The sequence below is a fragment of the Kitasatospora sp. NPDC056651 genome (genome assembly GCF_042792155.1).
GTDB lineage: Bacteria > Actinomycetota > Actinomycetes > Streptomycetales > Streptomycetaceae > Kitasatospora.
On record NZ_JBHTWX010000040.1, the window covers coordinates 28,132 to 41,934 of the forward strand.

The 13,803-nt window shown below is 75.3% G+C and carries 11 protein-coding genes; 7 read left to right on the forward strand and 4 right to left on the reverse strand.

The genetic code is table 11. From position 1 onward, the window contains the following. Positions 1-186 precede the first annotated feature (186 nt). The 5 genes from ACFRAR_RS17720 to ACFRAR_RS17740 all read left to right on the forward strand — a co-directional run bounded on the left by ACFRAR_RS17720 (position 187) and on the right by ACFRAR_RS17740 (position 6,037). The gene (locus ACFRAR_RS17720; protein WP_380698992.1) at positions 187-2,118 is read left to right on the forward strand and encodes a BTAD domain-containing putative transcriptional regulator; all 1,932 of its coding nucleotides are present in this window, start codon (positions 187-189) and stop codon (positions 2,116-2,118) included. Between the two features lie 292 nt (positions 2,119-2,410). Next, the gene (locus ACFRAR_RS17725) at positions 2,411-2,923 is read left to right on the forward strand and encodes a GNAT family N-acetyltransferase (protein WP_380698993.1); all 513 of its coding nucleotides are present in this window, start codon (positions 2,411-2,413) and stop codon (positions 2,921-2,923) included. 133 nt (positions 2,924-3,056) lie between these two features. Further along, entirely contained in the window at positions 3,057-4,007 is a 951-nt protein-coding gene (locus ACFRAR_RS17730) for an ankyrin repeat domain-containing protein (RefSeq protein WP_380698994.1), read from the forward strand. 70 nt (positions 4,008-4,077) lie between these two features. Next, positions 4,078-4,425: a VOC family protein gene (locus tag ACFRAR_RS17735; RefSeq protein WP_380698995.1), complete on the forward strand. Its 348-nt coding sequence runs from the start codon at positions 4,078-4,080 to the stop codon at positions 4,423-4,425. A gap of 208 nt (positions 4,426-4,633) precedes the next feature. After that, positions 4,634-6,037, forward strand: a complete 1,404-nt coding sequence (locus ACFRAR_RS17740; RefSeq protein WP_380698996.1) for an erythromycin esterase family protein — start codon at positions 4,634-4,636, stop codon at positions 6,035-6,037. A gap of 26 nt (positions 6,038-6,063) precedes the next feature. Here the strand turns inward: ACFRAR_RS17740 and ACFRAR_RS17745 are convergent, their stop codons facing one another. Further along, positions 6,064-6,993, reverse strand: a complete 930-nt coding sequence (locus ACFRAR_RS17745) for an alpha/beta fold hydrolase (RefSeq protein ID WP_380698997.1) — start codon at positions 6,991-6,993, stop codon at positions 6,064-6,066. Positions 6,994-7,046: 53 nt separating this feature from the next. Between ACFRAR_RS17745 and ACFRAR_RS17750 the strand changes: the two genes are divergently transcribed. Next, positions 7,047-7,505: a MarR family winged helix-turn-helix transcriptional regulator gene (locus ACFRAR_RS17750; RefSeq protein ID WP_380698998.1), complete on the forward strand. Its 459-nt coding sequence runs from the start codon at positions 7,047-7,049 to the stop codon at positions 7,503-7,505. A 682-nt stretch (positions 7,506-8,187) separates the two neighbouring features. Next, positions 8,188-8,403, forward strand: a complete 216-nt coding sequence (locus tag ACFRAR_RS17755; protein WP_380698999.1) for a hypothetical protein — start codon at positions 8,188-8,190, stop codon at positions 8,401-8,403. A 961-nt stretch (positions 8,404-9,364) separates the two neighbouring features. Here ACFRAR_RS17755 and ACFRAR_RS17760 read toward each other — a convergent pair. From ACFRAR_RS17760 to ACFRAR_RS17770, 3 genes are all read right to left on the reverse strand, one after another. After that, positions 9,365-11,968 (reverse strand): ABC transporter permease, encoded by a 2,604-nt coding sequence (locus ACFRAR_RS17760; protein ID WP_380699000.1) that lies wholly within the window; start codon positions 11,966-11,968, stop codon positions 9,365-9,367. Continuing rightward, the gene (locus ACFRAR_RS17765) at positions 11,965-12,765 is read right to left on the reverse strand and encodes an ABC transporter ATP-binding protein (protein ID WP_380699001.1); all 801 of its coding nucleotides are present in this window, start codon (positions 12,763-12,765) and stop codon (positions 11,965-11,967) included. Before ACFRAR_RS17765 ends, ACFRAR_RS17760 begins: the two co-directional genes overlap by 4 nt. 211 nt (positions 12,766-12,976) lie before the next feature. After that, complete coding sequence (locus ACFRAR_RS17770) at positions 12,977-13,801, reverse strand: TIGR04222 domain-containing membrane protein (RefSeq protein WP_380699002.1); 825 nt, start codon at positions 13,799-13,801, stop codon at positions 12,977-12,979. Positions 13,802-13,803: the final 2 nt, after the last annotated feature.

Here is a 13,803-nt window from a genome sequence, read left to right on the forward strand (position 1 = left end):
CGACACGGCCGAAATCTGGAACGGCGCGGCCGAAACCGGGAGCAACACGGTCGAAATCGGGAACAGCGGGCGTCATGGGAGAGCGTCCTTTCGGATCGGAGACCGACCGGGCCAGCCTGCGCGACGGCGATCAGCAGCCGATCAGTACGGTTGGGCGCGCCCGGCCCCGGCCCGCAGGATGGAGGCATGCGAATCGACGTGCTGGGAGCCGTACGGGCCCTGCGTGACGACGGAAGCCCCGTCGACCTGGGCGGCCCCCGCCACCGGGAGGTGCTCGCCCGGCTCGTCGCCGCCGAGGGGCGGATGGTCACCACCGACACCCTGGTCGACGACCTGTGGACCGACCCGCCGGCCCGCGCCGTGGGCGCCCTGCGCACCTTCGTCGGCGCGCTGCGCCGCGCCCTCGAACCCGACCGGCCACCGCGCACGCCACCGCGCGTCCTCGTCACCGAAGGCCCCGGCTACGCGCTGCGCCTGCCGCGCGAGGACGTGGACGTCCACCGCTTCCAGGACGCCCTGGCCCGCGCCCGGCGTGACCCGGGGGCGGTGAGCGAACTCGCCGCGGCGCTCGCGGCCTGGCGCGGACCCGCCTACGCCGACGTGGCCGGCTCCGCGTGGGCGCAGCGCGAGCGGGCCCGGCTGGAGGAATGGCGGCTGGAGGCGGTGGAACTGCGCGCCCGCGTCCTCCTCGACTCCGGGGAGGGGGCCGACCTGGTCGCCGAACTGGGCGCCCACGTCGCCGAACACCCGTGGCGCGAGCCGGCCTGGGGGCTGCTCGCCCGGGCGCTGCACCGCGCGGGCCGCCAGGCCGACGCCCTGGCCGCCCTGCGCCGCGCCCGCGCGATGCTCGCCGACCGGCTCGGGCTGGACCCGGGCGCGGAACTCCGGCGTCTGGAGACGGAGATCCTCAGCGGGGCCGTGCCTCCCGGCGGCGTCGTGTGGAGCGGGCCCGGCGTCGCGCTGGGTCCGCGCACCACCGTGGACCTGGCCCGCACCCTCGCACTGGCGGGCGGCGACGCCCTCGTCCGCTCCCGGCGCGAGCGCCTCGCGGCCGTCCGGGCGGCACAGCGCACGGGGGACCTCCGGCTGACCGCCCGGGTCATCGGGGCCTACGACGTGCCCGCCCTGTGGAGCCGGGCCGACGACCCCGAGCAGTCCCGCGCCGTCGTCGAGGCCGCCGAGCGCACCCTCACCGGGCTCGGCCCCGACGGCCCCGCCGACCTGCGCGCCCGACTCCTGGCCACGATCGCCGTCGAGAGCCGCGGCGCCGACCTGTCCGGGGCGGAGCCGGAGCGCGCGCGACGGGCGGCCCGGCAGGCGCTGGCGCTGGCACGGGACCTCGCCGATCCCGCCCTGCTGGTGTTCGCCCTCAACGGGGTGTTCCTCCAGACCTTCGCCCGCTGCGGGCTCGCGGCCGAACGGGACGCGGTCGGCGCCGAGATCCTCGACCTGGCCACCCGTCACGACCTGCCGAACTTCGCCGTCCTCGGACGACTCGTCCGCCTCCAGGGCGCCTCGGCCCTCGGCGACCTCGATGCCGCGGCCGAGCACGCCGAGGCCGCCGAAGGGCTCGCCGCCACCACCGAGGCGCCGCTCGTCCCCGTCCTCACCGGGTGGCTGCGGGCCCGGATCACGGCGGCCCGCAGCACCGAACCCGGCGGACCGAGCGCGGCCACCGCCGCGCAGCAGTACCGCACCGCCGAAGACGCCCTGCGGACGGCCGGCATGCCGGGGCTGCACCGAGGCCTGTTCCCGCTCGCCCTCTTGGGGCTGCGCCTGCTGCACGACCGGCCCGCGCCCACCGACCCGCGCCTGGACTGGGGACCGTACCGGCCGTGGGCGCAGCCCCTGGTGCTGCTCGCCCAGGACCGGCCCGCGCAGGCCCGTACCGCCCTCGCCGCGGCACCCGAGCCGCCGCACGACCACCTCCAGGAGGCGATGTGGTGCCTGAGCGCCCGCGCCGCCGTACGCCTGGGCGAGCGCGCGATCGCGGCGCGCGCCGTGGCCGCCCTGCGCGACGCCCGTACGGAACACGCCGGTGCGGGCAGCGGACTGCTGACCCTGGGGCCGGTGGCGCGCTACCTGGCGGAGGCGGAGGCGCTCGCCACGGCCGGGTGAGCGCCGGCGGTGCGCGTCCGCCCGGTGTCCGCGACGGTGCCGTCGCCGGGGCGGGGCGGTGCCGCGTGGTCCGGGTCCACCGATTCCCCCTCGCGCCCGGCCGCCGGTGCGCCGTCGTCACGGTGGCCGGGCTCTGAGCCATCGGCGGCGGGTCCGGGCGGCGGACTCCTGGGGTCCGCCGCCCGGACCGTGCACTGCCCGTGCGGTCCTCTTCCGACCCAGAGGGTGAGGCGGCCCGGGGCGGGCGGGAAAACCGTGCGACAACGGACGGGTCCGCTCCTACACTCCCGGCATGATCCGTGCAGCGGTGGTGGAGGACGCGTCGGCGATCGGCGGCCTGAAGGTGAGGGCGTGGCGGGCGGCGTACGCGGGATTCATGAGCGCCGGGTACCTCGACGGGCTGGACCCGGCCGAGGAACTGGCGGACTGGGACGAGTACCTGGCCGACCTCCCGGACGGGCACCGGCTGTGGGTCGCCGAGGAGGACGGCGCCGTGACCGGCTTCTGCCGGACCGGGCCCGCCGACGGCGATCCGGACCTCGGCGGCGACGCGGCGGAGGTCTACGGCCTCTACATCGAGCCGGACCGCATCGGCACGGGCCTGGGCGGGCGCCTGTTCGGCCACGCCGTGGCCGACCTGGAGGCGCGGGCCCGTCGGCCGCTGTGCGTGTACGCCTACGTGCCCAACGCCTCCGCCATCCGCTTCTACGAGCGGGCCGGGTTCGCGCAGGACGGCACCACCCGCCTCGACGAGGAGGACGACGGGACGGCGATCGCCGAGGCACGGCTGGTCAAGCACCCGTAGGCCGGGAGCGGGCGAGCGCCCTTCCGGTCACCCGGCCGCAGCGGCTCGGGAACGACGGCTGTCGGACCCTCGTGCGAACGTGTCCGGAGGGGCTGGCACCGCGCGCTGGTGCACGGGCGAAGGAGGGGGCACGATGACGGGCTGGGCCGGTGTGACCTGGGAGAGCTGGCGGGACCACGGCGAGATCCGCGCGCGGCTCGACTCGGGAGCCGACCCGGACGCATGGGGCCCGGGGCGCCCCCTGCACCGTGCGGCAACGGTCGGCTCTCCCGAGGTGGTGGCCGAACTGGCGGGCCGCGTCTCGGACGTGGACGCGTCGGACGGTGGGACGACCGCGCTGTGGGAGGCCGTCATGGCGAACCGGCCGGACAACGCCCGGACCCTCGTGGCCGCCGGTGCCGATCCCTGGCGGCCCCAGCTCGGCGGCTGGTCCCCGGGCCGCCTCGCCCTGGCCGGCCCGGACCCCGACCTGTTCCCCGTTCCCGACGGCGAGCCCGGTCTGACGGCAGCTGAGCAGACGACCGTCCAGCGCGGCCGGCGACTCGTCGAGGTCCTGGGACGCTTCCACTACGAGGGCACCGGTCTGGCCTGCATCGCCGGCATCGACGCCGCCGAAGCGATCCGCCGCCTGGAGGCGACGCCCGTGGAGGAGGAGTTCATGGCGGACTTCCTCGACGACCCGTACGGGTACGGCATGGACGAGGGCCTGCTCATCGCCGGCGTCACGACCGTTCCCGGCGGATGCGTCGTCACCCAGCCTTGGGGCTACACCCCGTCCACTCCCGAGGCGATGGCCCGCCTGACCACCGGCACCGTCGGCTACGGCCTCTACGCCAACCCCAAGAGCGGCAACCAGGGCCGCATCGTCCGCGACGGCACCGTCGAGGCCTGGGACCTCCACCCCGGCGGCGGCCCCCATCCCGGGGACACCTCCGAGGAGGTCCTGGACGCCTACCTCTACCACCGTCACGCCGTCGCCTTCGCCTGCTCCTTCGCGGGTCTGCGACCCACCAGCGCCCGCGCCGTCACCGGCCCCGCCGACACGTGGGTCCGGCTGCCCGGCCTCGACCACCGGGGCCACTGACGTGTGTGCGGCGCCGGGCGTGCCGTAGTACCCCTGGAAAGACCTGAACCGTTCCCGTTTGGAGTCGTTGATGGCCGTTCGCCGTGTCGTGCCCAACATCCGGTCGCAGGCCGCCGAGGAGAGCCGGGAGTTCTACGGCCTGCTGGGCTTCGAGGAGGTCATGAACCACGGCTGGATCATGACGCTCGCCTCCCCGTCCAGTCCGGCGGCGCAGATCAGCGTGATGACCGGCGACAGGACCGCGCCCGTCGACCCCGACCTGAGCATCGAGGTGGACGACGTGGACGCGGCCTACGCGGTGATGCGGGCGAGCGGTGCGGAGATCGTCCACCCCTTGCAGGACGAGGAGTGGGGCGTGCGGCGGTTCTTCGTCCGCGACCCCAGCGGACGGGTGGTCAACGTGCTGGGCCACCTCTGACCTCCCGGCTCGCCGACGGGCGGCGGCGGCACCCCAACGCACGGCGGGCCTCCGTCGGCCGGGGGGTCTGCCACCGGATTCGGGCGGAGGGCCGCCCCCGGCGAGAACGGTGGCCGGCCCCAGGGCGCCGCGGGCCCCGCCGACGCGAAGATCGACTCATCGAACGCCGAGGTCATCGGCGTTCCGTCGAGGCGAGGTGGTCACAACGATGGCAGGCAACGAGCGGATCGCGCGGCGCGGACTGTTGGCGGCGGTGGCGGCGGTGTCCGCCGCGGCCGTGCTGGCCCCGGTGGCGGCGGTCGCCGCGCCGGCGGGCACGGGCGCCACGGACGCGGACGCGGCGCGGCGCTCCGCCGTGGTGCGCGCGCTGGAGGGCGTCGCCCAGCCGCTGCGGACGACGGAACCCGGCGGCGGCACCGCCGACCTGCGCGCCCTGGGCTCGATGATCGGCGACGCCGAGGTGGTCGGCGTCGGCGAGGCCACCCACGGCTCGCACGAGTTCTTCGCGATGAAGCAGCGGCTGTTCCGCTACCTCGTCGAGGAGAAGGGCTTCACCACCTTCGCGCTGGAGACCAGCTGGAGCAGCGGCCTGCGGATCGACGAGTACGTCCAGGGCGGCCTGGGCGACGCGCGGCAGGTCGTCAAGGACGCCCTGGGCGGCAGCCCGTGGGACCGCGAGGAGTTCGCCGACCTGATCGCCTGGATGCGGGCCCACAACCGGAGCCACCCGCGCAACCCGGTCCACTTCGTGGGGGACGACCTCGGCCTCCCGAGGCTCGGCGACGGGATGTTCGAGCGGGTCACCTCCTACGTGCGCGGGGCCCGCCCCGACCTCCTCCCGCAGCTCGACGGGCTCTACGCGGGCCTGCGGCCGTTCGACGACGCCTTCGCCTACCTGAAGAAGCCGCTCGCCGAGCGCCGGGAGGACGCCGCCAAGGCGCGGCAGGCCCTCGACCTGGTCACCGCGAGCGGTGCCGGTCCGGGCGGTGCCGGTCCGGGCGGCGCCGGTGCCGACGGCGGCGACGCCCACGCGTGGGCCGTCCAGCACGCCCGGAACATCGCCGAGACCTTCGCCTTCGCGGCCCTGGACCTCGACGACCCGGCCTCCGTCTCCGCTGCGGAGCAGCTGCGCGACCGGGCGATGGCGGACAACACCGCGTGGTGGCAGCGCCGCACCGGCGGCAAGGTGCTGCTGTCGGCGCACAACGGGCACGCCGGCTACCTGGCCACCGACACCTTCCTGTACCCCAAGCCGCAGGGCTCCTGGCTGCGCGAGGCCTACGGCCGTGGCTACGTGGCCGTCGGCTTCACCTTCGACCGCGGGTCCTTCCTCACCAACGACGCGATCCTGACCGACGACTGGAAGACCGTCACCGTGCCGGCCGCCACACCGGACATGAACGAGTACACCCTCGCCCAGGTCCGCCGGCGGGACTACTACGTCGACCTGCGCACCGCCCCCGGGGCCGCCCGCGACTGGCTGGACGTCAGCCGCCCCACCTACGACGCGGGCTCGGTCTACGTCAGCGACCCGATGCCGCGACTCGCGATCGGCCGGGCCTACGACGTCCTCGTCCACCTGGACCAGGTCACCCAGGCGCGCACGTTCTGACCGCCGCGCCCGCCGGGCGCGGCCGCTCAGCCCGCCGTGGCGGTGGCGGCGAAGTCGCGGACGAGCGCCCAGACCTCGGCGGGCCGCTCCTCCTGGGCGAAGTGCCCGGCGTCGGCCACCACCGCCGTGGTCAGGTTCTCGACCCCGGCCTCGCGCAGGCCCCGGGCGTAGGCGCGGATGTCGCCGCCCTCGGCGTCGCCCCGTACGTACAGCAGCGGTGTTCCGACCGGGCCGGCGGCGGCGAACGCGGCGTTGTCCCGGGCGTCCTGGCCGAAGGCCCGGTACAGGTCGAACCCGGCGGTGAGCGCCTCCGGGCTGTCGTAGGCGGCGGCGTGGGCGGCCCGGGACTCGGCGGTGATCCGCCGGGGGTCGGGCGACAGGACGTCGTAGAAGTAGTCGAAGTACGCGGCCTGGCGCCCCTGGACGAGGGTTTCGGGCAGGGCCGGGACGGTGTGCAGCCCGAAGTGCCAGATGTGGGGGTTGCGCAGGACGTCGTCCCACGGGGCGACGCCGGGGACGACGGTGTTCATGATGACGACGCGGTCGACGCCTTGGACGCCTTCGGCGCCTTGGACGCCTTCGGTGTCGGCGAACTGCCGCAGGTAGGCGTAGGCCGCCATTCCTCCGGCGTCGTGGCCGACCAGGGTGGCGCCCGTGAGGCCGAGCTCCCGCACCAGGGCGTGGACCGTCCGTGCCAGCCGGAGCTTCGATCCGTCGCCGGCCTGCCGGGTGGACCTGTCGCCGACCGCCCGGGTGGATCCGCCGATGCCCGGCAGGTCGATCGCGATGATCCGGGCCTCGTCCCGGGCGGCTTCCATCACCCCCAGCCAGGTCCGCCAGGACTCCGGCCAGCCGTGCAGGAACAGGAACGGTCGGCCTTCGGGAGCGCCGGACTCCACGACGTGGAGCGGGACGCCGTCGGCCACCACGGTGGAGTGACGCGCATCAGTAGACATGATTCATGTCTACCAAACGACATGTGGCATGTCTATTGGCCTAGGATGCCTCCATGAGCGGCGACCACGACCGACCGGCCTTCGAACGCGGCACCGGCTTCCTGCTGGCGCGGCTGGGCTCCCTCACGGCCCGCTCCTGGACGGCCTTCCTCGGCGAGCACCGGCTGACCCAGGCCCAGTACGCCGTCCTGGTCGCCCTCGGCCGGCACGGCGCGGTGGGGCAGCGGCGCCTGGCGGAGCTCGTCGCCATGGACGCCCGCAACATCGTCCCCGTCCTCGACCAGCTGGCGGACCGGCGGCTGGTCGAACGCCGCCCCCACGCCACCGACCGCCGCCGCCGACTCGTCGTCCTCACCGAGGAGGGAACCGCCCTCGTCGGGTCGATCGCCTCGGCGGCGGCGGCCGAGCAGGACCGGTTCCTCGACGCCCTGACCGAGGCCGAGCGCGAGCAGCTCAACCTCCTGCTCCAGCGGCTCTACGCCGCGCACATCCCCGCCACGGATCCGTCCTGACCATCCGTGCTCAGGACGGCCGCCGGCACCTTCCTCGCCGACGGCCTCGGGACCGAGGCGGTGCGCCGGCTGCCCGGGCTGTTCCGGCGCCCGGACCACCTGAAGCCGGATGGTGTCCCCCGCCCGGCAGCGCATGCACAGCACCCCCGTCCGAGGTACGGGGTTGCCGCAATGCTCCGCGCCCGTTCCGGCGCACTCCGCGGCCGTCCGGCGGTCCTGCTCCTGCCGGACAGCCCGTGGGCCCTCGAACGGGCCGGTGCGGGACTGGACGGGCAGCACCGCGTGGACCGGGGCTGCCGGAACGAAGCCGATCCGCTGTGCCACGAATCCGTCCGGATTCCCGACAACTGCCGGGAGGCTCGCGGTGATGGCGCTCCGCAGAGCGGCCGGAGCCCATCCGGCGGCCAGCAGGCCGTCCAGACGCGCGCCCTGCTCGGCGAGCGCCGGGCCGGCCACCGCCACCCGCTCATCCCGGCTCCCGATCTCCAGCAGCAGCGTCACCCCCGGCGACGGCGACGGAGGCGGAGCCGCTGAGCGCGGGCGACGGATGCTGCAGTGGCGTCCCGCTCCGGCCCCTCCGTCCGCTCGCTGCCCACGTTTCGCCGCGGTGCGGGCGGGGACGGACGGGACGGACGTCGGCTTCTTCGTAGATCTTGTCGGTACAGCTTCTTTGGGGGCCGGGTTGTCGCTGGTCAGCGCGCTGCGGCTGCTCGTTGTCGAGCGGGGGCTGCTCGACAACGAGCAGGCCGTGCTGGAAATCGAGCGGTCGAAACGACCAGGAGCTTCGTTCGGTCGGGGCTGGTCGGTTCGTGCGTTCGACATCGAGCTGACGCATCCGCGAGCGGTCCGGGTGTGGGTCGGAGGGGCGACCGGGCAGGTGCGCCAGTCCGCGCTGTAGGCGTCGAGCTTGTCCCAGGTGTTGCGCCAGCCGACCATCGGGCCGTCGGGCAGATCGCGGACCCGGTAGCGGCGGTACGTGTTCTGGATGCCGCCCTTGCCGGTGGACTTCACCACCCGCTCGCCGTCCGGGTTGGTGACCAGGTCGAGCTTGGCCAGCAGCGCGAGGGAGTTGCGCACCGTCGACTCCCCGACGGGCTTGGCGCCGTTCGCGGTGAGCAGGTAGGCGAGCTGGTCGATCGACATCCGCCGCAGACCGCCCGGCCGCTTCTCGCTGATCATCGACCGCAGCATCAGGTAGAGCAGCAGTGCGGTCGGGGTGATCCCGGGCAGGTGCAGCACCCAGTCCCGGACCTGGGTGTAGGACCAGTAGTCGGTGATGTCGCCGACGAACTCGAAGGCCTCGGCGTCGATGTCGGAGGGGGCGCCCGGCGGCTGCCCGGGGTCCACCGGGGAGAATCCGGCGGTGATGGACGCAACGCCGCAGTGGGTACCGCCGGTCGGCCGCCGGGTTGTCATCTCGGTCGTGCTGGACACGCTGGCTCCTCGAAGCTGACGCGGCCTGCTCGACGCCGCTGCCAGGAAGCACCTGTCGCGTGGTACCTTCCAAGCGTCAACGGGCGGCGCTCTGCGTCAGCTGTTGTTTCGGACCAGCGGGTTACAACTGCCAGGGAGAACCTGCTGGTTTGTTGTATGGGAACGGGCCCCACACCCTTCGGTGTGGGGCCCGTGGCAGTTTACGTGCCTGCTCGATCATCTGCGGTGTCGTCAGATCATCATCTCAGCAGGGTATTTCTCCTACCACCAGTGGTGTTCCCTCGGCCGGTCGAAGCGTCCTCGAGGCCCGCCGTCTCCTCACGATCTCGGCCTGGGCCGACAGGTCGTCCGGTGAGCCACGGACGAAGCCGCCGTCCGTGGGAGCGGGCGACCGGCCCGCTCCCACGCGGCATCCCCGCCCCGGCTCAGTCGGTCGCCGCCAGCGGCCGGGCCCGCAGCAGGGCCCGGGCCGGCAGGGCCGTCGCCGCGAGGCAGAGCACCACGGCCGCGGCGGCCAGCGGCAGGGCGGTGCCCGGCGGGACGTACGGTGCGGTGCCCGCGAGGCCCCGGGCGATGGGCACCAGGGTGATCCAGGCGATCACGCCGCCCAGCAGCAGCCCGGCCGCGGCCACCAGGAGCGCCTCCCAGCGCATCATGCCGCGGACCTGACGGCGGGTGGCGCCCGCGAGGCGCAGCAGGGACACCTCGCCGCGCCGGTCCAGGACCGTCATCACCAGCGTGTTGGCGGCGGTGATCGCCGCGAAGCCGCCGAGCACACCCGCCATCACGGAGTTCGCCCAGTCTCCGGCCTCGCGCCGGCGGTCGGTCTGGGCGACGTACCCGGCGCGGTCGGCCACCGTGATCCCGTAGGCCGCGGCGGTGGCGGCCGTTTTGTCGGCGGAGGCCCCGGCGGGCAGCTTCGCCAGCCGGGCGGCGACGTCGGCGCGGTCGGCGCCGGGCGCGTCCGCGACCAGGACCTGGCTGTCGTAGGCCACCCCGGCGTGCGCGGCGACGGCCGCCCGGGGCAGGACGAGCTGGCCGAAGCCGAGGCCGCGCTCGTAGGTGGCGACCACCGTCAGGTGCGCCTGGGTGCCGTCGCCGAGCCAGAAGGCGGCGCGGTCGCCGGTCTTGAGGCCGAGTTTGTCGGCGAGGGTCACGTCGAGGGCGACGGTGTCGGAGCTCCGGGCGAGGTCGGCGAGGGAACCGGTCCGCACCCCCAGGTCGAGGACCCGGGGCAGCTTGGCCGGGTCGCCGGAGACGCCGAGGGCGCCCGCGGAGCGGAGCTTGCCGGCCGAGCGGTAGACGGCGCCGGTGCGCAGCACGCCCACGGCGGCGTCGACGCCCGGCACCCGGGAGGCCTGGTCGACGGTGGTGGCGGGCAGGCCGGGGCCGGGGGAGCCGAGCACGTGGTCGGCGACGACCCCGTCGCGCACCTGCTCGCCGGTGGCGTGCTGGACGCTGCTCTGGATGAACAGCATGGTGCCGCAGAAGGCGGTGACCATCGCGATCGGGGTGAGCACGGAGGTCAGCCGGCGAGCGTTGGCGCTGGCGTTGTCGGCGGCCAGCGAACCGGCGGCGCCGCCCGCTCCCGCCCGCAGCGGCAGCCCGAGCACCCCGGCGGCGGCCCGGGCCACCCAGGGGCCGAGCAGGGCGATGGCCAGCACGAAGCACATGACCACGCCGAGCGCGGTGCTGGCGGCGTTCTCCCCGTCCAGGCTCGCCGCGACCACGGTCAGCACCACGCCGCCGACGACGGCCACCACACCGAGGAGGGCGCGCACCACGCCCATCCGCGCCGGTGGCACCGACGCCTCGCCGAGGGCCTGGCTGGGCCGCAGGTTGGAGGGCCGGCGGGCGGCCAGGTGGCCGGCGGCCAGCGCGGCGAGCAGGCAGGTGGCGACGGCGACGAGCGCGGGCAGCGGGCCGACGTCCAGTTCGACGCCCCGGGGGACGGCGCCGCGCGAGGCGAGGCCGTCGAACCACCACCGGGCCAGCGCCACGCCCGGGATCAGGCCGAGCAGGCCGGCGAGGGGCGCCACCAGCACCGCCTCCGTGGCGATGGTGCGGCGGATCTGGCGGGGCGTCGCGCCGACGGCGCGCAGCAGGGCGAACTCGCGGGCCCGCTGGCCGGTGGCCAGGGCGATGGTGGACACGACGACGAAGACGGCGACCATCGTCGCGCTGCCGCCGAAGGAACCGCCGATCGCGGTCAGCAGTGTCCGGCCGTCCCCGAGCGCGGGCTGCTCGACGGAGCCGCGGGTGTCGCCGGTGACCACCCTGAGCCCGGTGGGGGAGGCCCCGGCGGCGTCCCGGCCGGCGGTGTCGCGCAGCGCGTCGCGCAGTTGCCGGGCCAGGGCCCCGGCGCTGACGCCCTCGCGCGGCTGGACGGCGATGGCGTCGACGCGGCCGGGGTGGCCGGAGAGCCGGCCGGCGGTGTCGTCGGCGAACCAGGCGGTGGGGCCGGCGCTCTGCGGCGCGGCGAGGCCGGAGATCCGGTAGGTGCCGCTGCCGCCGGGCGCGACCAGGCTCAGGCTCGCGCCCGGGGCGAGGTGGGCGTCGCGGGCGGTGGCGGCGTCGAGGACGAGCTCGCCGTCGGCCGGGGCGCGGCCCTCGACCAGGGTGTCCGCGCCGCCGGCGATACCGAGCGCCGCGTACCCGCGCCCGGTCAGGCCCGGCGTCACGGTGCCCGGCTGGACGGGGAAGGCGGAGTCCGCGCGGGCCGCCGCCACCCCGGGCTGCGCGGCGACGCGCCGGGCCAGGGCGGCGTCCACCCGGGCCCGGCCGGGGACGGGCCGGTCGTAGGTCTTCTCCTTCTTGTCCGTCCTGCGGACGATCTCGACGTCCGGTTCGGCCGCGACGACGACGGGCGCGTTCGCGTAGCGGACGGGGGGCACGGTGGCGGTGATGCCGGTCTGCAGCATGGTGCCGCAGGCCATGATGACCGCCGCGGCGAAGAGCAGGGCGATGAAGGTGCCCGCGAAGGAGGCGGGCCGGAAGCGCACCGAGGCGCGGGCGAGTCCGTTGCTCACGCCGCCGCCCCCAGCCGGGCGGTGGCGAGGGTGACCATCCGGTCGGCGACGGCCTTCGGATCCGGGTGGGCCAGCTCGCCCGCCAGGGCGCCGGCGGCCAGGAAGACCGCGCGGTCGGCGAACGAGGCCGCCACCGGGTCGTGCGTCACCATGACGACCGTCGCGCCCATCGTGTCCACCGCGTCCCGCAGCAGGGTCAGCACCTCGTGCGCGGTGCCGGTGTCCAGCGCGCCCGTCGGCTCGTCCGCGAACACCACGTCCGGGCGGGTGATCAGCGCCCGCGCGATCGCCACCCGCTGCTGCTGCCCGCCGGACAGCTGGCCCGGCCGGCGCGCGGCGTGCTCGCCCAGACCGACCTGCGCCAGCAACTCCCGTGCCCTGCCGTGGTCCTGGCGCTCACCGGCCAGACGCAGCGGGAGCAGCACGTTCTGCAGCACGCTCAGCGAGGGCAGCAGGTTGAACGACTGGAACACGAACCCGATCCGGCTGCGGCGCAGCTCGGTCAGCCGGTTCTCGCTCAGGCCGGTGATCTCCTCGCCACCGAGGAAGACCTCGCCCGAGGTCGGCTTGTCCAGGCCCGCGGCGCACTGCAGGAAGGTGCTCTTGCCGGAGCCGGAGGGGCCCATGACGGCGGTGAAGGTGCCGTGCTCCAGCGCCAGGTCGATGCCGCGCAGCGCGTGCACCGTCTCGGGGCCGCGCCCGTAGCCGCGCCACACCGCCCGTAACTCGATCGCGGGCCGGGTGTGGGTGGCGGGCCCGGTCGGCCCGTACTCGGAACGGTCGTGGCGGCGTGCCATGGAGTTGCCTTCCCTCGCGGATCGTCGCTGGTCGATCGACCGGATCCAGGCTAGGAAGGGCGGCCACGGCTAGCCATGGAGGCTGCTGGCGGGCGGGGGTGGGGTTAACCCCCGGGCGTCGGGGGCGGGGCCGAGGGGGCGTGCCCGGGCGCCGGTGCGCGTGGGGCGGCAGGTGCTCCCGTGTCAGAAGTCCCCTCCTCAGAAGCCCCCCTCAGAAGCCTCCTCCGCAGCCCATGCCGCAGAAGCCCACGCCGTAGTGGGAGCTGGGGGCGCGCTTGCGCGCCCGGGCGAGGGAGGCTTCGTAGCAGATCCGCAGGTCGTGCTTGGCGGGCAGGGCGGACAGCCCGTCCAGGGCCACGGCCGCCGGCCCGTACCTGCGGCCGGTCGGCCGGGCTTCGGCGAGCACGCGGACGCCGAGCCCGGTGCGCGGGCCCCACACGCTCAGGGGCATCCAGATCCGGTGGTTGACCAGCCAGGCGGCCGCGAACAGCGCGGCGAAGGGCACCAGCGGGACGAGCCCGTTCTCGTGCCGCGCGAGCGTGATCACGAGGGAGGCCACGCCCGCCACGGTCACCGAGGCGAGGACCACGGCCGTCCAGTCGTGGATCCGCCGCACCCGGTCGCGCAGCTTGTCGTCGTAGTGCAGGCCCTGGGCCGGCAGTCGGTCGCGCAGGGCGACGGCCGGTGGGCTTCGGTCCAGCGACGCGAGCACCTCCCTGAGGTCGCGGGTGCGGGTGGGCCCGAACTGGCGCGCGGCCTCCTCCTCGAAGACGCCCTGAGGGCCGGCCGGGGGCGTGGTCAGGGTGAGGTCTCCCGAGCGGGAGGCGACGAGCAGGCCCGCGCCGTGCATCTCCAGGATCTTCAGATCCGCCAGGTGGCCTGCCAGGCAGGCGAGTTCGTCCCGTCCGAGGTCGAACTCCCGTCCCGCCGCGAGCTGTTCGGCCCGGTACAGCTCGTGCAGCGCGGCCCGAGCGCGCGGCCGGACCACGGCCAGCGCCGTCCCCGTGACCAGAAACAGGATCAGTACCACCCACATGG